Source organism: Streptomyces eurocidicus (genome assembly GCF_002891295.1).
GTDB classification, from domain to species: Bacteria; Actinomycetota; Actinomycetes; order Streptomycetales; family Streptomycetaceae; genus Streptomyces; species Streptomyces eurocidicus.
Genome location: NZ_LGUI01000003.1, coordinates 108,314 through 127,425, shown reverse-complemented (window position 1 = coordinate 127,425; position 19,112 = coordinate 108,314). Strand labels below are relative to the sequence as shown.

The 19,112-nt window shown below is 74.0% G+C and carries 16 protein-coding genes and 1 pseudogene; 9 read left to right on the top strand and 8 right to left on the bottom strand.

Annotated features, from left to right (window positions below):
- The 3 genes and pseudogenes from AF335_RS10270 to AF335_RS36170 all read right to left on the bottom strand — a co-directional run bounded on the left by AF335_RS10270 (position 1) and on the right by AF335_RS36170 (position 3,299).
- Positions 1 to 1,380: a sensor histidine kinase gene (locus AF335_RS10270; protein ID WP_102918048.1), complete on the bottom strand. Its 1,380-nt coding sequence runs from the start codon at positions 1,378 to 1,380 to the stop codon at positions 1 to 3.
- The gene (locus AF335_RS10265) at positions 1,377 to 2,108 is read right to left on the bottom strand and encodes a response regulator transcription factor (RefSeq protein ID WP_102918047.1); all 732 of its coding nucleotides are present in this window, start codon (positions 2,106 to 2,108) and stop codon (positions 1,377 to 1,379) included. Before AF335_RS10265 ends, AF335_RS10270 begins: the two co-directional genes overlap by 4 nt.
- A gap of 70 nt (positions 2,109 to 2,178) precedes the next feature.
- Positions 2,179 to 3,299, bottom strand: a pseudogene (locus AF335_RS36170) (S1C family serine protease).
- Between the two features lie 162 nt (positions 3,300 to 3,461).
- On the opposite strand from AF335_RS36170, the gene AF335_RS10255 reads away from it, so the two are divergent.
- Positions 3,462 to 3,701, top strand: coding sequence for a DUF1876 domain-containing protein (locus AF335_RS10255; protein ID WP_102918045.1), 240 nt, complete (start codon positions 3,462 to 3,464; stop codon positions 3,699 to 3,701).
- Between the two features lie 139 nt (positions 3,702 to 3,840).
- On the opposite strand, the gene AF335_RS10250 is transcribed toward AF335_RS10255, so the two are convergent.
- Both AF335_RS10250 and AF335_RS10245 read right to left on the bottom strand, forming a co-directional pair.
- The gene (locus AF335_RS10250) at positions 3,841 to 4,053 is read right to left on the bottom strand and encodes a hypothetical protein (RefSeq protein WP_102918044.1); all 213 of its coding nucleotides are present in this window, start codon (positions 4,051 to 4,053) and stop codon (positions 3,841 to 3,843) included.
- A 224-nt stretch (positions 4,054 to 4,277) separates the two neighbouring features.
- Positions 4,278 to 6,095, bottom strand: a complete 1,818-nt coding sequence (locus AF335_RS10245; protein WP_102918043.1) for a bifunctional metallophosphatase/5'-nucleotidase — start codon at positions 6,093 to 6,095, stop codon at positions 4,278 to 4,280.
- Between the two features lie 201 nt (positions 6,096 to 6,296).
- Here AF335_RS10245 and mshD point away from each other — a divergent pair, with 201 nt between their 5' ends.
- From mshD to AF335_RS10210, 7 genes are all read left to right on the top strand, one after another.
- Complete coding sequence (mshD, locus tag AF335_RS10240; RefSeq protein ID WP_102918042.1) at positions 6,297 to 7,220, top strand: mycothiol synthase; 924 nt, start codon at positions 6,297 to 6,299, stop codon at positions 7,218 to 7,220.
- Positions 7,221 to 7,323: 103 nt separating this feature from the next.
- A complete protein-coding gene (locus AF335_RS10235; protein WP_102918700.1) occupies positions 7,324 to 7,782 on the top strand; it encodes a GntR family transcriptional regulator in 459 nt (152 codons plus the stop codon).
- On the top strand, positions 7,779 to 8,717 hold the full coding sequence (locus AF335_RS10230; RefSeq protein ID WP_102918041.1) for an ABC transporter ATP-binding protein: 939 nt from the start codon (positions 7,779 to 7,781) through the stop codon (positions 8,715 to 8,717). Before AF335_RS10235 ends, AF335_RS10230 begins: the two co-directional genes overlap by 4 nt.
- Positions 8,714 to 9,733, top strand: coding sequence for a hypothetical protein (locus tag AF335_RS10225; RefSeq protein ID WP_102918040.1), 1,020 nt, complete (start codon positions 8,714 to 8,716; stop codon positions 9,731 to 9,733). Before AF335_RS10230 ends, AF335_RS10225 begins: the two co-directional genes overlap by 4 nt.
- Before the next feature lie 206 nt (positions 9,734 to 9,939).
- Complete coding sequence (locus AF335_RS10220; protein WP_228773297.1) at positions 9,940 to 12,393, top strand: RNA degradosome polyphosphate kinase; 2,454 nt, start codon at positions 9,940 to 9,942, stop codon at positions 12,391 to 12,393.
- 46 nt (positions 12,394 to 12,439) lie between these two features.
- Positions 12,440 to 13,621: a CHAD domain-containing protein gene (locus tag AF335_RS10215; protein ID WP_376697792.1), complete on the top strand. Its 1,182-nt coding sequence runs from the start codon at positions 12,440 to 12,442 to the stop codon at positions 13,619 to 13,621.
- A 410-nt stretch (positions 13,622 to 14,031) separates the two neighbouring features.
- Positions 14,032 to 15,216 (top strand): multidrug effflux MFS transporter, encoded by a 1,185-nt coding sequence (locus AF335_RS10210; protein ID WP_228773298.1) that lies wholly within the window; start codon positions 14,032 to 14,034, stop codon positions 15,214 to 15,216.
- Between the two features lie 12 nt (positions 15,217 to 15,228).
- Here AF335_RS10210 and AF335_RS10205 read toward each other — a convergent pair whose 3' ends face one another.
- From AF335_RS10205 to AF335_RS10195, 3 genes are all read right to left on the bottom strand, one after another.
- A complete protein-coding gene (locus AF335_RS10205; RefSeq protein WP_102918038.1) occupies positions 15,229 to 15,669 on the bottom strand; it encodes an NUDIX hydrolase in 441 nt (146 codons plus the stop codon).
- Positions 15,670 to 15,963: 294 nt separating this feature from the next.
- Positions 15,964 to 16,770, bottom strand: coding sequence for a class I SAM-dependent methyltransferase (locus AF335_RS10200; protein WP_102918037.1), 807 nt, complete (start codon positions 16,768 to 16,770; stop codon positions 15,964 to 15,966).
- Between the two features lie 10 nt (positions 16,771 to 16,780).
- Positions 16,781 to 17,470, bottom strand: a complete 690-nt coding sequence (locus tag AF335_RS10195; protein ID WP_102918036.1) for a FadR/GntR family transcriptional regulator — start codon at positions 17,468 to 17,470, stop codon at positions 16,781 to 16,783.
- Between the two features lie 151 nt (positions 17,471 to 17,621).
- Here AF335_RS10195 and AF335_RS10190 point away from each other — a divergent pair, with 151 nt between their 5' ends.
- Positions 17,622 to 18,998 (top strand): MFS transporter, encoded by a 1,377-nt coding sequence (locus AF335_RS10190; RefSeq protein ID WP_211304097.1) that lies wholly within the window; start codon positions 17,622 to 17,624, stop codon positions 18,996 to 18,998.
- Positions 18,999 to 19,112: the final 114 nt, after the last annotated feature.

Genomic DNA, 19,112 nt, shown 5'->3' with positions numbered 1-19,112 from the left:
TCACAACGGCGGCGGCGCCGTCCCCGCACCCGGGATCCGGACCGTCGCCACCGTCCCCCCGCCCTCCGCGCCGGAGAGTCGTACGACCCCGCCCGCCCGCTCCACCGTCCTCGCCACGATCGACAGGCCCAGCCCGCTCCCCGGCAGGCTCCGGGCCGACGGGGAGCGCCAGAAGCGGTCGAAGACGTGCGGGAGTTCCGACTCCGGGATGCCCGGGCCGTGGTCCCGCACGGTCAGTTCGCCCGCCGACAGGGCCACCGACACCGTGCCCCCCGCCGGGCTGAACTTCACCGCGTTGTCCAGCAGGTTGACCAGGGCGCGCTCCAGCGCCGCCGGTTCGGCGCGGACGTACCAGTCCTCCAGGTCCACCTCGAAGGTCAGGCCCGAGCCGCGCAGCCGGGCCCGTTCGACCGCGCGGGCGGCGGCCTCGTGGAGGGCGATGACCTGGACCGGGCCGGTGCCGGGCGCGGCCTCCGGGCGGGAGAGTTCCTGGAGGTCGCCGATGAGCGCGGCCAGCTCCGTCATCTGGGCCTTGACGCTGGTCAGGAGCTCGCGGCGGTCGTCGGGAGGGATCGCGCGGCCGGTCTCCTCGCTGCGGACGAGCAGGTCGATGTTGGTGCGCAGCGAGGTGAGCGGGGTGCGCAGCTCATGGCCGGCGTCCGCGATCAGCTGCTGCTGGCGGTCGCGGGAGGAGGCGAGGGCCGCCGTCATCGAGTTGAACGAGCGGGACAGCCGCGCGATCTCGTCCTCGCCCTCGACGGGGATGCGGACGGCCAGGTCCTCGGTCCGGGCGATGTGCTCGGCCGCCTCCGTGAGCCGGTCCACGGGTCTCAGGCCCGCGCGGGCGATGCCGAGGCCCGCCGTGGCGGCGCCGAGCACGCCGAAACCGGCCGTGAGGATGAGCACGAGGGCGAGTTTGTTGAGCGGTTTGTCGATGTCGCTCGCGGGCTGGGCGATGGAGACCGCGTAGACGCCCCGGACGTCGCTGCGCGAGGTCGCGACCCGCATCTCCTGGCCGTCCTTCGCCCGTGCGTCGTGCAGCACCGGGTCCTGGCCCCGCTGCACGGCCAGGTCCCGGGAGTCCACCGTGACCGGCGACTTCCCGGGGGTGGTGCAGACCGCGCCCGTCGCCGTGATGATCTGCACGGTGTACGGGCTGGGGTACGGGCGCGCGCCGTTGCCGCAGGTGTTGAGCAGGTCGACGACGGTCTCGTCCGCCGGGCGCACATTGGTGAGGGTGGTGTCCCGCTGCTGTTCGAGCTGCTGCTTGAGGACGACCCAGGACACGGCCGCGACGACCGCGACCGCGACGGCCACGGCCCCGGCCGTCAGCAGGGCCAGCCGCGACCGCAGCGGCAGCCGGCGGAACCGTCCGATCACTCGGCGCCGCCGCCTTCCGCGCGCAGCACGTAGCCGACGCCGCGCACGGTGTGGACGAGGCGCGGCTCGCCGCCCGCCTCGGTCTTGCGGCGCAGGTACATCACGTAGACGTCCAGGGAGTTGGAGGAGGGTTCGAACTCGAAGCCCCACACGGACTTGAGGATCTGTTCCCGGGTGAGGACCTGCCGGGGGTGGGCGAGGAAGAGCTCCAGGAGGGTGAACTCCGTGCGGGTGAGCTCCACGGCGCGGCCGCCGCGGGTGACCTCGCGGGTGTCGGGGTCCATCCGCAGGTCCGCGAAGGTCAGCGCCCGGTCCTCGGCGGGCGCCGCCACCGCGTAGGAGCTGCGGCGCAGCAGGGCGCGGATCCGGGCCAGCAGCTCGTCCAGCTCGAACGGCTTGACCAGGTAGTCGTCGGCGCCCGCGTCGAGCCCGGTGACGCGGTCGCCCACGGTGTCGCGGGCGGTCAGCATCAGGATGGGCACGGTGACGCCGGAGGCGCGCAGCCTGCGGGCGGCGGTGAGGCCGTCCATGCGTGGCATGAGCACGTCGAGCACGATCAGTTCGGGGGCGTAGGCGTCGACCTTGCCGAGTGCGTCGAGCCCGTCGACGGCCAGTTCGGTGCCGTATCCCTCGAAGGCGAGGCTGCGGCGCAGTGCCTCACGGACGGCGGGTTCGTCGTCCACGATCAGGATGCGGGCGGGCTGGTCGCCGTGGTCGGCGGGGCTCATCGGCTTTACCTCGCGGTTCGGGTGTCAGGGGCCTGGATCAGCCTCGCACGCCGCCGGGGCCGACGGGCGGTCAGCCGCCGGTGCCGCCCGCGCGCAGCTTGGCCAGGTCGGCCTTGACCGTGTTGATCGGGATGGAGAAGCCGAGGCCGACGCTGCCCGCGGAGTCCCCGGATCCGGCGCTCGCGTACATGGCGGAGTTGATGCCGATGATCTCGCCGTTCATGTTGATCAGCGCGCCGCCGGAGTTGCCGGGGTTGAGGGAGGCGTCGGTCTGGATCGCCTTGTAGGTGGTCTTGGACGAGCCCGTGTCGCCGTTGTACTGGTTGCCGCCGAACTCGAACGGCCACTGGGGGAGCCCGCCGCCCTGCCGCTGCCGCTGGCGGCCGTCCTGGCCCTGTTCCTTGGAAACGGTGACATCGCGGTTGAGGGCGGAGACGATGCCGCTGGTCACGGTGCCGGTGAGGCCCTCGGGGGAGCCGATGGCGACGACCTGGTCGCCGACCTGGACCTTGCCGGAGTCGCCGAGCGCCGCGGGCGTGAGGCCGCTCGCGCCCTGGACCTTGATCAGGGCGAGGTCCTTGTCGGGGTCGGTGCCGACGACCTTCGCGTCCTTGGTGCTGCCGTCGCTGAAGGAGACCTTCACGGTGTCGGCGCCGGCCACCACGTGGTTGTTGGTGACGATCTCGCCGTCGGCGGTGATCACCACGCCGGAGCCGGTGGACTGGCCGGAGGCGGTGGCGGCCTTGATCTCCACGATGCTGGGCATGACGGCCTTGGCGACGGCGGAGACGCCGCTGCTCTTGGAGGAGGCGTTCTGCACGGGGGTGGAGTGGCTGCTGCCGCCGGAGCCGTCGGTCAGCTGTCCGACGAGCGCGGCCGAGCCGCCGCCGACCACGGCCGCGAGGATCGCGCAGGCCGCGAGCAGGGCGACGGGGCGGCGTGCGCGGGGCGCGGCGTGCGCGGCGGGGCGCCGTCCGAGCCGGGCCCGGGAGCGGCGAAGTCCGCGTAGCCGGTCGGGGTGCCGCCGCCACCGCCGTGGCCGCCACTGCCGTCGCCCGGCCAGACGGTGACACCGCTCGCCGTGGTCACCGGCCGCTGCGGCGCGTACGCCGGCGGTGCCGGGTAGGCGTAGGGCTGCTGCGGGTGCTGCTGGGGGTCCTGGGCGCCGTCGCGGCGGTGGTTGTCGGTCATGGCTACGACTGTGCTCCGGCCGGATGAGAACAGTCTGAGTGTGTGCTGAGAAGCCCGGCAGAAGTAGGTATGTCGGGTATAAGGAAGATCAAGCCCGTCCGGCGGGCGAGGACGCCGCGCCCGGCGCGGACCCGGCGCCGAGGATCAGCGGAGGAGACACCCATGCAGGTAGCCGGCTGGCACGTGGAAGTCGAGTTCGAGGAGAACGACACGCACACCCGCGCGGCCGCGCTGCTGCGGCTGCGCGACGGCAATGAGCTCCGGGGCCGGGGCCAGGCCACCCGCGACCCCCGGGACCCCGACGAGAAGCGCATCGGGGAGGAGCTCGCGGGCGGCCGGGCGCTGCTGGACATCGGGCAGCAGCTGCTGGCCAAGGCGGGCGCGGAGGTGGAGAGGCTCTGAGCCGGCCCGGCGAGGTCCGGTGCGGTCCGGCAGTGCCCCGAAGGGGCGCGGGGAACCGCGCGGCCGGCCACGACGCACCCGCGGATGACTCGCCGGAGTTCCAGCGGAGCGCTCGGCGGCGCGGCCCGGCTCGTACGGCTCAGAGGCCGAGGAGGTTCGGGAGGCTGAGGATCGTCTGTCCTACGAGGGCCACGTCGATCGTGCCGTTCGTGCCGTTCGTGTTCGCGGTGACGACGCCGCCCAGCACGTTGGCGTGGACGTCCGCCTGCGCGGGTGCCGCCAGCGCCGCCGCGCCGACGCTGAGCAGGGCGGTGGCGGCGAGGGCGGTCAGGACGCGCCGGGTGGTCGACATGGGACTCTCCTGGGGTCGGGCGTGGCGGGTGTGCCAGTTCTTTCCCTTTGGTTGTCCGACAAACGGCGGCCGCCCGGAGCGCGGTGGCCCGCGCCCGGGCCCGTACGCACGGGAGCGCCGGCGCGCGTTGCCACGCACCGGCGCTCGTACATCCTCCGCGCGGTACTTCACGACCGTGCTACTTCACGACCGTTACTTCCTGACCGCGTTACTTCACGGCCGCGTTACTTCACCACGGTGATGCGGTCCGCCTTCGGCGGGGCCAGCGGCGAGCTCGCCGAGGAGTGCGCCGTCAGGTAGGCGTTGAAGACGTCCAGGTCGGAGGCGCCGACCCGCTTGTTCGTGCCGTCCTTGAAGGCCACGAAGCCGTCACCGCCGCCCGCGAGGAACTCGTTCGCCGCGACGCGGTACGTCTTCGCCGGGTCGATCGCGGTGCCGTTCAGCTTCACCGAGGCGGCGTCGACGCGCGCCGCGCCCTTCTTGGTGAGGTCGAGCGTGTAGGTGAAGCCCTTGCTGACCTGAAGGATCTTCGGCTCGGCCTCGTTGGGGCCGCTGACCTGCTGCTGGAGCAGGGCGAGCAGCTGGGCGCCGGTCAGGTCCTTCGTCTGCATCATGTTGGTGAACGGCTGGACGGTGAACGCCTCGCCGTACGTCACGACGCCGTCGCCTTCGCCGCCCGACGCCTTGTGGGCCAGGTCGGAGCGGATGCCGCCGGGGTTCATGAAGGCGATCTGCGCGCCGCCCTTGTCGGCCGGGGCGAGGGCCTCCAGCTGCGCGTCGGCGATGACGTCGCCGAGCGGCTTCTCGTACGCCTCCGAGCCGCGGCCGTTGATGTCGGCGCTGATGTAGCCGACCGGCTTGTTGGCCACCGGGGCGGCCAGCTTCTTCCAGCGGTCGATGAGGGCGGTCATGTCGGCCGCCTTCGGCTGCTCCCGGCCCACGATGTGGTTCGCGGCCCTGGGGCTCTTCACGGGCGTCCGGACGATGTCCTTCGTCCGCCGGTCGTACGTCAGGGTCGTGTCGGTGTAGAGCCGGCCGAAGGACGCCGCCGAGGTGACCGTGCGGGGCGCGCCCGAGGGGTCCGGGATGGTGCAGGCGTACGCCTGGTGGGTGTGGCCGGTGACGAAGGCGTCGACCTTCGGCGTGGCCTTCTTCGCGATGTCCACGATCGCGCCGGAGATCCCGGCGCCCGCGCCCGGGGTGTCGCAGTCGTAGTTGTACGAGCCGGAGGCGGGCATGCCGCCCTCGTGGATGAGGGTGACGATGGACTTCACGCCCTGGCGGTCGAGCTCCTTGGCGTACTTGTCGATCGTCGCGACCTCGTCGGCGAACTTGAGGCCCTTGACGCCCTCGGCCGTGACGACGTCGGGCGTGCCCTTCAGGGTGAGGCCGATGATGCCGATCTTCACGCCCTTGTGCTTCCAGACCGTGTACGGCTTGAAGAGCGGCTTGCCGGTCTTCTCGTCCGTCACGTTCGCGGCGAGGTAGGGGAAGTCCGCGCCGCGGAACTTCTTGCCCTTCTCGAAGCAGCCCTCCTTGGGGTGGCAGCCGCCGTTCTGCATGCGCAGCAGCTCGGCGCGGCCCTCGTCGAACTCGTGGTTGCCCACGGAGGTGACGTCGAGGTCGAGCTTGTTGAGCGCCTCGATGGTCGGCTCGTCGTGGAAGAGGCCGGTCATCAGGGGGCTGGCGCCGATCATGTCGCCGGCCGCGGCGGTGATCGAGTACTCGTGACCCTTACGGGCCGTGCGCAGCGAGTTGGCGAGGTACTCCACGCCGCCGGCGGGTATCGCCTTCTTCGTGCCGTCCGCCTGCGTCTCGGTCACGGTGCCGGAGGAGCCCTGCGGCGGCTCCAGGTTCCCGTGCAGGTCGTTGAACGACAGCAGCTGGACGTCCACGGTCCGCTTCTGCTGCCACAGTCCGCCCCACGAGGTGTCGGCGCTGGCCGGGGCGGCGGAGGCGAGGACACCGGCGGTGGCGGTGAGGGCGACGGCGGTCGCGGTCAGCCGGGTGGCGAGGCGCTTCCGGGGCGGCGGCGCGTGCATTTGTTCCCCTTTGTGCAATTGGCAGGTACAGCGGGTACGTCGGTCGGCCGCAGCCTATGTCAACGCGCGTAGCGTGACAGGAGGGTTGAGGTGACGAATCGGTAGCTGTTGTCCTCGCGGATGTCCCGCCGCCGTCCTTACGGATGTTCCGCCGTCATCCATGCGGATACCCCGCCGTCCCCTGCCCGTAGGCTCGGACCCATGACTGACGTGGTGAATGACGTGGGCGGGCAGCGGTCGATCGAGGTGCTGGAGGAGCTGGCGCCGGAGCCGGTGCGGGACGTGCTGGCGCTGGTGTCGGAGGCCGCGGCCGTGGACGGGCAGCCGGCCGTCTCGGAGCAGGGCAGGCTCCAGCTCAAGGGGCGGCGGGCCGGGGTGCGGCACGTACTGGTGCGGAACGCCGAGGGGGAGCTCGTCGGCTACGCGCAGCTGGAGGACAGCGACCCCGTGGAGGCCCCGGCCGGTGAGCTGGTCGTGCACCCGGAGCACCGCGGGCGTGGCCACGGGCGGGCCCTGGGCAGCGCCCTGCTGGCGGAGTCCGGCAAGCGGCTGCGGGTCTGGGCGCACGGCGGGCACCCGGCCGCCCGGCACCTCGCGCAGGTGCTCGGCCTGAGCCTCTTCCGCGAGCTGCGCCAGATGCGCCGGCCGCTGGCCGGCCTGGACCCGGCCGAGCCCGTACTGCCCGAGGGCGTGACCGTCCGCGCCTTCCGGCCCGGCGAGGACGACGCCGCCTGGCTCGCCCTGAACGCGGCGGCCTTCGCGCACCACCCGGAGCAGGGCTCGCTCACCCAGCGCGACCTCGACGACCGTAAGGCCGCCGACTGGTTCGACCCGGAGGGCTTCTTCCTGGCCGAGAAGGACGGCGAGATCGTCGGCTTCCACTGGACCAAGGTGCACGCCGCGGAGGGCCTCGGCGAGGTCTACGTGCTCGGGGTGCGGCCCGGCTTCCAGGGCGGCGGGCTCGGCAAGTCGCTCACCACCCTCGGGCTGCGGCACCTGGCGGCCCAGGGCCTGCCGACCGCGATGCTGTACGTCGACGCGGACAACCTGCCCGCCGTCGCCGTCTACGAGCGGCTGGGGTTCGCCGTGCACGAGACGGACCTGATGTACCGCACCGAGAGCTGAGCGGGCACGGATCGAGGGGCCGCGGCCCTTACGGTCATCGTTTGACAGGTGTCGGGCGCTTCCATCACCCTTTCACTAGTCAAGTAGTGAAAGGGTGATGCGCGTGGTCGAGTTCCGCATCGACCGGCGCAGCGGTGTCGCCACCTATCTGCAGATCGTCCAGCAGGTCAAACAGGCCCTGCGGCTGGGTCTGCTGACCCCCGGCGACAAGCTGCCCACCGCCAAAGAGGTCGTCGCGGCCACGGCCATCAACCCGAACACCGTCCTCAAGGCGTACCGCGAGCTCGACCGCGAGGGCCTCGTCGAGGCGCGCCCCGGGCTCGGCACCTTCGTCCGGCGCTCGCTCGCCCGGCCGCAGGCCGCCGCCGACTCCCCGCTGCGCGCGGAGATCGCCGACTGGATGGGCCGGGCCCGCGCGGCGGGACTCGACCGGGAGGACGTGGCCGCGCTGGTCACGTCCGTACTGGAGGACAGCTTCTCAGGGCCGGAGCCGGGGCCGGGAGCGGCGCCGGCGGCCCCGCACGACCCGCAGCACGTGGACAAGGGGACGACGACCGGATGACCGAGCTGACCTTCTACCCCGAGCGCACCGCCCTGGAGGCCGTCGGCCTCGGCGTGGCGTACCGGCGCGGCCCGGCGCTGCTCGACTGTTCCTTCCGGGTGCCCGCCGGCCGGGTCTGCGCGCTCGTCGGGCCCAACGGCGCCGGCAAGTCCACCCTGCTCTCCGTCGCCGCCGGGCTCCGCCGGCCCACCCGGGGCTCGCTGACCGTCTTCGGCCGCCCGCCCGGCGCCCCGGAGGTCCGCCCGCACGTCGCCTTCCTCTCCCAGGAGAAGCCGCTCTACCCCAGCTTCACCATCGCCGACACCCTGCGCATGGGCCGCGAGCTCAACCCGGGCAGCTGGGACCAGGCCACCGCCGAGCGGCTCGTCGGTGACGGCGGCCTCTCCCCGCAGGCCCGCGTCGGCGACCTCTCCGGCGGCCAGCGCACCCGGGTGGCCCTCGCCCTCGCCCTCGGCAAGCGGCCCGCGCTGCTGCTCCTGGACGAGCCCATGGCCGACCTCGACCCGCTCGCGCGCCACGACATGACGGCCGCCCTCATGGCCGCGGCCGCCGAGCACGCCATCACCGTCGTCATGTCCTCGCACGTCCTCGCCGAGCTCGAAGGGGTCTGCGACTACCTGCTGCTGATAGCCGACGGGCGGGTGCGGCTCGCGGGCGAGGTCGAGGACCTGCTCGCCGCCCACACCCTCCTCGTGGGCAGGCACGAGACCGCCGGGCCGCCCCGGGAGTTCGCCGCCCACACGGTCGTCGAGTCCCGGGTCACGGGCCGCCAGCTCACCGCGCTCGTACGCCCCGAGGGCCCCGTGGCGGGGGAGTGGCGGGCCTCCGAGCCGTCCCTGGAGGAGATCCTCCTGGCCCACCTCCGGGTGCCCGGCGCCCCCGCGCTCCTGACCCCGAGCGCCGAGCCGCGCGTCGCCTGGAAGAAGGCCGCGTGAGCACGGCCCTGACCTCCCGGCCCCTCGCGGACGCCCCGGCGGCCCGCCCGGCGACCCTGCGCGGACTCGCCTGGGTCGTCTGGCGCCAGCACCGCCTCACGTCCTGGATCGCGCTGGGCGCCCTCCTCGCCTTCGGCGCCGAACTGGTCTGGCTGCGCTTCGCCATGACGTCGTTCGTCGACCGGCACGGGCTGCGGTCGGCGTGCGCCGGGCCGGAGGCGTGCGAGCGGTGGAACATGGCCGTCGCCTCGTTCCAGTACGAGTACGCCGACCTCCTGCGCTACAACGGACTTCTGCTCACCTGGCTGCCGCTGCTGTTCGGGCTGTTCGTCGCCGGCCCCGTCGTCGCGCGGGAGCTGGAGACCGGCGCGTACAAGATGGCCTGGACGCAGTCGGTGTCGCCGGTGCGCTGGTTCGCGGCGAAGCTCGCGCTCCCGGCGGTGGCCGCGCTCGCCGGTGTCTCGCTGCTGTCGGCGCTCCACACCTGGGCCTGGCGGTCCGTGGTCTCCGTCCAGTCCGGGGCCCTGCTCGCCGACCGGCGCTGGTTCGACGCCTTCGACGCGCTGGGGGCCGTCCCCGTCGCGAACTCGCTGGCCGCCATCGGGCTCGGCGCCCTCGTCGGCCTGCTGGTAAGGCGGGTGCTGCCGGCCATGGCCGGCACCGCCGTGGCCTCGCTCGCGCTGTACTGGCCGCTGGTCACCGCCCGCCCGCACCTGATGGCCTCGGAGACCCTGCTCGACCGCGAGGTGCCGAACCTCGTCGGCGGCGACTCCTGGCGCTTCGAGCGGGGCGTCGTCTCCGCCACCGGCCGGCGGATGCCGGAGCCCGACTGCACCCTGCTGGACAAGTTCCGGGGCGACTGCCTCACCCGGCACAACGCCACGGGCTGGTACGTCGACTACCACCCGGCCTCCCACTTCTGGCCGCTCCAGGGCATCCACACGGGCATCGTGCTGGCCGCGGGGGCGGCCCTCGGCGCGGGCGCGCTGTGGTGGACGCGGCGGGGACACCGCTGACGGGCGGGGCGTAGGCGGGTACGGGCGGGGCGTAGGCGGGTACGGGCGGGCACGGGCGGGAGGGGCCCGGGGGCCGTCCCGGGGATCGTCCCGGGCCCGCCGTGCCCGGTCGTCGCGGGGCGGTGACGCTCCGGAGTGGGCTGCCGCTTCCCTGCGCGCCATGTGAGCGTTACCCGTGATTCAACCGCGGTTGCGAGTCTTGCCGAATGCAGCCCGCCGTGCCCGACGCACCCGAACGAAGGCTCCACATCGCCCCGCGCCCCTCCGGGCAGCGCTCCGGCGCGCCTGTGGGAGCCCTCGCGCGGAACAATGAGGACATGACCCAGTCCTCCAGCGTCCCGGCACACGGTCCGTCCCCCCGGCCGCACGGAGACCGGCCGCGCGGCGGCCCGTCGCACGAGGGCGGCCTGTCGCACGCGGACGGTTTCGGCAATCCGCAGCCCTCGGTCGGGTCCATCGCCGCCCACCGTCCGTACGCGGTCGCGGGCCCCTCCGCCCCGGTCCTGGAGCCCGACCTCGACGCCTCGGACCTGGGTACCTACGGCGACGCGGCGTACGCGGACGAGGGCGCCGGGCCGTACGACGAGGAGCCGCTGCCGCAGGGCCGGTTCCTGGACCGGGAGCGCAGCTGGCTGGCGTTCAACGAACGGGTGCTGGAGCTGGCCGAGGACCCGGTCACGCCGCTCCTGGAACGGGCGAACTTCCTGGCCATCTTCGCCGGCAATCTGGACGAGTTCTTCATGGTGCGGGTGGCCGGCCTCAAGCGCCGCATCGCCACCGGAGTGGCCACCCGCTCGGCGTCCGGCCTCCAGCCGCGCGAGGTCCTGGAGCTGATCTGGGCCCGCTCCCGCGAGCTCATGGCCCGGCACGCCGCCTGCTACCAGCAGGACGTCGCACCCGAGCTCGCCGAGCACGGCATCCACCTGATCCGCTGGGGCGAGCTGACCGAGAAGGAGCAGGAGCGGCTCCGCGCGCTCTTCCAGCAGCAGATCTTCCCCGTGCTGACCCCGCTGGCCGTCGACCCCGCGCACCCCTTCCCGTACATCTCCGGGCTGTCCCTGAACCTCGCCGTGGTCGTCCGCAACCCGGTCAGCGGGCACGACCACTTCGCCAGGGTCAAGGTGCCGCCGATCCTCTCGCGCTTCCTGGAGGCGTCCGCGCGGCGGTACGTCCCGCTGGAGGACGTCATCGCCGCCCATCTCGGGGAGCTCTTCCCGGGCATGGAGGTCCTCGCGCACCACATGTTCCGGGTCACGCGCAACGAGGACCTGGAGGTCGAGGAGGACGACGCGGAGAACCTCCTCCAGGCGCTGGAGAAGGAGCTCATGCGGCGCCGCTTCGGCCCGCCCGTGCGGCTGGAGGTCGAGGAGACCATCGATCCGTACGTCCTGGACCTGCTCGTCCGCGAGCTGAAGATCTCCGATGCCGAGGTCTATCCGCTGCCCGGCCCGCTCGACCTCACGGCTCTCTTCCGCATCGCCGCCCTCGACCGCCCCGAGCTCAAGTACCCCAAGTACGTGGCGGGCACCCACCGGGACCTCGCCGAGGTCGAGTCCGCTTCCGCGCCCGACATCTTCGCCGCGCTGCGCGAGCGCGACGTCCTGCTGCACCACCCGTACGACTCCTTCTCCACCTCCGTGCAGGCGTTCCTGGAGCAGGCCGCGTCCGATCCCGACGTGCTCGCCATCAAGCAGACCCTGTACCGGACGTCCGGCGACTCGCCGATCGTCGACGCGCTCATAGACGCGGCCGAGTCCGGCAAGCAGGTGCTCGTCCTCGTCGAGATCAAGGCCCGGTTCGACGAGCAGGCGAACATCAAGTGGGCGCGGAAGCTGGAGGAGGCCGGCTGCCACGTCGTCTACGGCCTGGTCGGGCTCAAGACGCACTGCAAGCTGTCGCTGGTGGTCCGGCAGGAGGGTGAGACGCTCCGCCGCTATTCCCATGTGGGAACGGGCAATTACCACCCCAAGACGGCCCGGCTCTATGAGGACCTCGGCCTGCTCACCGCCGACCCGCAGGTCGGCGCCGATCTCTCCGACCTCTTCAACCGGCTGTCCGGCTACTCCCGCCGCGAGACCTACCGGCGGCTGCTCGTCGCCCCCAGATCGCTGCGCGACGGACTGATAGCCCGGATCGGCAACGAGGTCGCGCACCACCGCGCCGGGCGGCCCGCCTCCATCCGCATCAAGGTCAACTCGATGGTGGACGAGACCGTCGTCGACGCCCTCTACCGGGCGGGCCGGGCCGGTGTGCCGGTGGACGTGTGGGTGCGCGGCATCTGCTCGCTGCGGCCGGGGGTCGAGGGCCTCTCGGAGAACATCCGGGTGCGGAGCGTGCTGGGCCGGTTCCTGGAACACTCACGCGTCTTCGCGTTCGGGAACGGCGGCGAGCCCGAAGTCTGGCTCGGCAGCGCCGACATGATGCACCGCAACCTCGACCGGCGGATCGAGGCGCTCGTCCGGGTCACCGACCCCGCGCACCGCGCCTCCCTCAGCAGGCTGCTGGAGACGGGGATGTCGGACTCCACCGCCTCCTGGCACCTGGGCGGGGACGGCGACTGGACCCGGCACGCGACGGACGCGGACGGGCAGCCGCTGCGGAACGTACAGGAGATGCTCATCGACGCGCGGAGGCGCCGGCGTGGCTCAGCGACCCCATGACCCGCCGAGCGCGGTCACCCAGGAACACTCCGCCGGGGGGCAGGACGTGACGACAACGACCACGACGACCACTACAGCCACGACGACTACGACCCGGACTCCGGCGAGGGTGGGGGAGCGGGGGGCCGGGCAGGGGGCTCCGGCCTCTTCGGGACCTTCGGGACCGGCCTCTTCGGAAGCGACCGCCGGGACCGTTCTGGCGGGCTATCTCCACGCGCAGGCCGCGGAGTTCCTGCGCAGCCTGCGGCTCCACCGGGAGAGCGGCTCCGATGCGGAGGACGCGACCGAGGCGTCCCGGCTGCTGCGCCGCTCCGCCCGCAGGATCGCGGGGACGCTGCACGTCTACCGCCCGCTCACCGACGTCGACTGGACGGATCCGCTGCGGGCCGAGCTGCTGTGGCTGTCGGACACGCTCGGCCGCGAGCACGCCCACGCGGCCCGGCTGGCCCGGCTGCGGGGGGCGCTGCACCGGCTGTCCGGGGCGGAGGGGCCCATGGGGCAGACGGGGGCGGGCGCTTCCGGCGCGCGGGCGGCCGGCCGCGGCGGGTACGGCGACGGGGGAGGCATGACGGTCGGGGCGGCGCGCGCCGGGGCGCTGCTGGAGCGGCAGTTGACCCTGGCCCGTACGCGGGCGCACTCGGCCGCGCTCCAGGCGCTGGGCTCCTCGCGCTTCCACGCCGTCGCGGACGCGGCGGCCGTGCTGGCCTCCGAACTGCCGCTGGACCCGGCCGCGCACGACCTGCTCGCCCGGGAGGCGCTGCCGTGCCTCGCCGAGCAGGCGCACCGGCGGCTGACGGACGCCGCGGACGCGCTCCCGCTGTCCGTGGCCGGCCATCCGTACAACGCCGAGGCGCTCACCCACGGCCTCGCCGCCGTCCCGGCCCCGGACGCGCCGCCCGCCGAGGGGCGGCAGGACGCGCCCTGGCACCAGGTGCGACGCCTGGTGCGCCTCCGGCGGTACGCGCAGGAGGTGCTGGACGAGCACGTGGCGTCCGAGGCCGAGCCCACGCTCTCCGTACGGCTGCTGGGTGCCAACCAGGCCCTGGACCGCCACCGCGACGCCGCCGAGGCCGCGGCCGCCGCCTCCGCCGCGGCCCGCACGCCCCGGATCGCCCCGGCCACGGCCTACGCGCTGGGCGTCCTCCACGCGGACCAGCGCCACGAGGTCGAGGCCGCGCGCTACGCCTTCGGCCGGATCTGGCAGCGGCTGGCGGTGCCGACGGCATGACGGCATGACGGCCAGGGGCCTCGTCCGGGCGGCCGGCCGCGCTCTTCGGCGGCCCGGCCCGGCGGGCGCCGCGCCGGAGAGCGGTCGGGGCTCCTCGCGGAAGTCCCCGCCCTTGCTCTCGCCTCCCCTGGATGGTTACATGCTCAACCAATGAGGTGCGGTGACGGGAATCCGACTCGTTGAAGCGTGGGTGCGCGAGGGCGGAGGTCCTGCGGCCCACCGCCCCGGTCCCCGGCCTTAGGGCCGGCGGAGGGGAGCGTTCCGGTCTATGGCCCGACGCGGGCTCCGCCCCTTCTCCATACCGTCGTGACCAGGCGACGCACGAGTACCGACCGCTCCAAGGACAGCGCGGCCAGGCCGTTGGTGTGTGTGGCCCGCTGCGCACCTGTCCTCTCGTCGGAGTTTTCCCCATGCCTGTGATGACGGCGGCCCTCGTGCTGCTCTCGTTCGTGATGCCGCTGGCCACGGACATGTACCTGCCCGCCTTCCCTCAGATGACGGGGGACCTGGGCGCCGACGCCTCCGGTGTCCAGCTCACCCTCACCACGTTCCTGATCGGCATGGGCCTGGGGCAGCTGATCCTCGGACCGCTCTCGGACCGGTTCGGGAGGCGTACGCCGATCCTGGTGGGCACGGCCGCCTGCGTCGTCGCCACCGCCCTGTGCGCGCTCACCCCCTCGCTCGGCACGCTGGTCGCCCTGCGCTTCCTCCAGGGCTTCACCGGTGCCGCCGGCGTGGTCATCGGCCGCGCGGTGATCTCCGACATCGCCACCGGCGAGAAGGCGGCGAAGCTGCTGGGCGTGCTGATGTCGCTGCTCGGCATCGCCCCGGCCGTCGCGCCGGTGCTGGGCGGCGCCGTGATCGAGGCCGCCGACTGGCGCGCGGTGTTCTGGGTCCTGGCCGCCACCACGCTCCTCGCCCTCGTCGGCGCGCTCTTCGCGATACCCGAGACCCTGCCGCGCGAACGCCGCCGGACCGGCGGCGCCCGGGCGACGGTCCGCTCCGTGTCCGAGGTCCTGGCCAACCGCCCCTACCTGGGGCACACGCTCTGCTTCGGCATGGCCCTGGCCGTGCTCTTCTGCTACCTGGGCGGTGCGTCCTTCCTCTTCCAGAACCTGTTCGGCCTGAGCGTCGGCCGGACCTCCGCCGCGTTCGCCTCCGTCGGCGCCGTCAGCGTCGTGTCCGGCCTCGTCATCACCCGGCTCGTCGGCCGCTTCACCCCCAAGGGGCTCCTGCGCACGGGGCTCTGGGTGATGCTCGCCGGCTCCGCCGCGCTGTGCGCGCTCGCGCTGGCCGACCTGCTGAGCCTGCCCGTGGTCCTGACCCTGCTCTACGTCACGTTCGTCGGCATCAGCCTCGTCAGCATCAACGCGGCGGCACTCGCCCTGGAACGCGTCCCTCACGCCGCCGGAACCGGCTCCGCGCTCCTGGGCACGGTGCAGAGCATCCTGAGCGCCGTCGCCGCCCCTCTCGTGGGCATCGGCGGCGACCGCACCGCACTGCCCATGTTCGCCGGCATGACCCTCTCGGCCGTCCTCGCCTTCCTCGTGCTGGGCCTGACGAGGACCACCGGCCGGGCGACCGCCGCCCGCTGACCGGCCCCGCGGTCACCGGTTCTCCTCGCCGCTGCCGAGTTCGAGGAGGGCGGCGTTCAGGAAGGTGATCAGCTCCCTGTCCCGGTGGTGGGTGAGTCTCCCGTGCGCGTCGTCGGGCGTGAGCCAGACCAGCCGGCTCGTCTCGCTGTTGGGTACGAACTCGCCGCTCACCGCCCGCGCGGCCCAGTAGCGGACCTCTTTCGGACGGCCCTGCGCGTCGATGTACCGCGCGGTCGGCAACGCGGCTCCGAGGACGCATGTCATGCCGGTCTCCTCCAGCACCTCGCGCACGGCCCCGGCACGGGCGCTCTCGCCGCGCTTGAGCTTGCCTTTCGGATGTGACCAGTCCGCCCACTTGGGCCGGAAGACCAGCGCGAGCTCGATGCCTTCGCCGGTGGGGGAGCTGCGCCACAGGACGCAGCCCGCAGCCTGAACTGTCCGCGGCTCTTCCATGCCTTCCATGGTGCCGGTGGGTTTGCCGCTGCGCGGGGCTTGTTCCCCTCCCCGCCCCTTCCCGTAACCGGGGCTGGCGCCCCGGGCCCCTTTTCCGCGCTCCGCGCGGTGTCCTCAAGCGCCGGACGGGCTGGATTTCGCCCCTGTCCGGGGACGGCTTTCCCGTGCCACGGGCCGGCTTTTCTGCCCGGTTCCGGGCAACAACTCAGCCCGTCCGGCGCTTGAGGACCGGGGTACGGGGCGGAGCCCCGGTTCGGGAAGGGGCGGGGAGGGGAAAAAGCCCGCCGCAGGCGGCTACCCGCGCGGCGCCAGCGCCTCCCAGCGCACCGTCACCTCACCCTGCCGCCACCGCCGCCCCCCGTCCACCAGCGGCCAGTCCGCCTGCAAGGACCCCACCGCACGAATCCACCGCTGCCGCGCGCTCAGCGACGCGTACGGCGCCGCCGCCGCCCACGCCCGGTCGAAGTCGCGCAGGAAGGCATGCACGGGCTCGCCCGGCACATTGCGGTGGATGAGCGCCTTGGGAAGGCGTTCGGCCAGGTCGGACGGGGTGTCCAGCGAGCCCAGCCGGGTCGCGAAGGTGACCGTGCGCGGCCCCTCCGGGCCCAGCGCGACCCAGACGTGCCGGCGGCCGATCTCGTCGCACGTGCCCTCGACGAGCAGCCCGTCCGGCGCGAGCCGCGCGCACAGCCGGGCCCATACGCCGGCGACCTGCTCCTCGTCGTACTGCCGCAGGACGTTCGCGGCGCGGATCAGCGCGGGCCGGCGGCCCGCCGCCAGCGGCACCTCGAACCCGCCGTGCCGGAAGGTCAGGCCCTCGCGTTCGTACGGCCGGGCCGCCTCGACCCGGGCCGGTTCGATCTCCACGCCGACGACCTCGGCCGCCGGGCACACCGTGCGCAGCCGCCCCAGCAGCTCGACGGCCGTCCAGGGCGCGGCGCCGTAGCCCAGGTCGACGGCGACGGGGTCCGCGCTGGCCCGTAGCGCCGCGCCGTGCGCGTCGGCGATCCAGCGGTCCATGCGGCGGAGGCGGTTGGGGTTGGTGGTGCCGCGGGTCACCGAGCCGATCGGGCGGTGGTGCGGGGTGGTGCGGGCGGCCATGGGCAAGAGCCTAAGCCTCTCCGGCCGCGTCCCACTCCCGTGTGTCGGAGACGTTCGCCCCGGCCTGCCGGCCGGCCTCCGCCGGGTCGCGGCCGCGCAGCGCGGCCAGCAGCGTCTCGTGGCCCACCGGGTCGGCGCCCTGGAAGCCCGGGTTCGCCCAGGCGCCGGTCATGGCGGCGCGCAGCGGGCCGGCGAGGTTGCGGTAGAGCTCGGCCAGCAGCGGGTTGCCCGCCGCGTCGGCGACCCCGGCGTGGAAGTCCCAGTCGGCGGTGACCCACGCCTCGAAGTCCCGCGCGTCCCAGGCGGCGGCGCGCCGCGCCAGGCACGCCGCGAGGGCGTCGAGCGCGGCCTCGTCGGCCCGTACCGCGGCCAGCCGCGCGGCCTGCGCGTCCAGCGCCTCGCGCACCTCCAGCAGCTGGCCGAGACCGCTGCCGCCGTAGAGGCGGGTGACGGCGCCGGACAGTTCGCTGGTGGCGTTCACGTACGTGCCGTCGCCGCGCCGTACGTCGAGGAGGCCGCTGTGGGCGAGCGCGCGCACGGCCTCGCGGAGGGTGCCGCGCGCCACCTGGAGCTGGCGCATCAGCTCGGGCTCGGGCGGGATGCGGGTGCCGACGGGCCATTCGCCGGAGGCGATGCGGGCCCGGATCCGGTCGATGACCTCGTCGGAGAGCGCCGGTCGGCGTACCGGTTCCAGAGTCATGCGGACACCGTACCCGTCCTTTCCGCATGGACATCAAACGTCAGACGTCTTACGTTTGATGTCATGAGTCCCGCCCCGCCGCCCCCGGGTTCCGCCACCGCGCCCCCGGGTTCCGCCCGGCCCCGAGCCCGCCCCGTCCGCCCCCGCCTCCCTGGCGGCGGGTCCGGTACCGGGCCCCAGCCCGTCCCTGTCCGCGCCCCTGGCCCCGAGCCCGAGCCCGAGCCCGAGCCTGACCACAGCCTCGTGCCGGACCTCGACTGCCTCCCCGGCCTCGACTGCCTCCCCGGCCTCGACTGCCTCCCCGGCCCGGCCCGGCCCGGCCCGGTGCCGTCCACGCCCCCTCCCCACCCACCCCCCACTCCCGCCCGCCCTCCTCACCCTCCTCGCCGTTCTCCTCACCGCCCTCAACCTCCGTCTCGGCATCAGCAGCGCCTCCGCGCTCCTCGACGCCCTCCGTGGTTCCCTCGGCCTGTCGCCCCCCGTCGTGGCGCTGCTGCCGACCCTGCCGACGCTCTGCTTCGCGGCCGCCGGTGCCGGTACGGGCACCCTCGCGCGGCGGCTCGGTGCCGAGCGGACCGTTCTGCTGGCGACCGCCGCGCTCACCGCCGGGCTCGCCGTCCGGGCCGTGCCCGCCACCTGGGCGCTGCTCGCCGGCACGGTGCTCGGCATGTCCGGGCTCGCCCTGTGCAACGTCCTGCTGCCCACGCTCGTCCGGTCCCACTTCCCCGACCGGATCGGCCCGCTCACCGGGCTCTACACGACCGTCCTCGCCCTCGGCGCGGCCCTGGCCTCCGCCGCCGCCGTGCCGGTGGCCGACGCCGTGGGCTCGCCGTCGCTCGGGCTCGCGGTCTGGGCCGCGCCCGCGCTCGTGGCCGCGGCGGTGTGGGCCGGGATCCGCGCCCCACGGGAAGGGCCCCGCCGGGCCGCCGGGCACGGCCCCGCGCGGCAGCCCTCCGCCCCCGTCTCCCCCTGGGCCATGGCCCGCACCCGGACCGGCGCCCTGGTCACCGCCTACTTCGGCCTCCAGGCGCTGAACGCCTACGCGGTGGTCGGCTGGCTGCCCTCGCTGCTGTCCGGGCAGGGCATGTCCGAGGGCCGCGCGGGCGCCGTGCTCGCCGTGACCCAGGCCGTGGGGATACCCGTGTCGTTCGCGGTGCTGGCCCTCGCCAAGGAGCCCGGCCGGCTGCGCGGCGCCTTCGTCGCGGTGTCGCTGGCGATGCTCGCGGGGTTCGGCGGACTGCTGGTGGCACCCGTGGCGCTGCCCTGGGTGTGGGCGGTGCTGACGGGGCTGGGGATGTGCTCGTTCCCGCTGGTGCTCGCCGTGATCGCACGGAGCGGCGGCAGCCCGGCGGAGACCACGGCCCTGTCCACCCTCGCGCAGTCCCTCGGCTATCTCGTCGCCGCGCTCGGCCCCCTGGCCGTGGGGCTGCTGCACGGTGCCACCGGTGGCTGGACGGCGCCCATGGCCCTGCTCCTCGCGACGGCCGCGGCGCAGCTCGCCGTGGGGGTGGCCCTCTCCCGACGGTGAGGGCTCCGGTGCGCTACGTCACTTTTTGGCAAAGCGGGAAGGGGACCCGGCACCGTCGGTGTTGGGAGGGCTGACAGGTGGTGTACGCCTCGGGCGGCGCACGCCCCAGGCCCC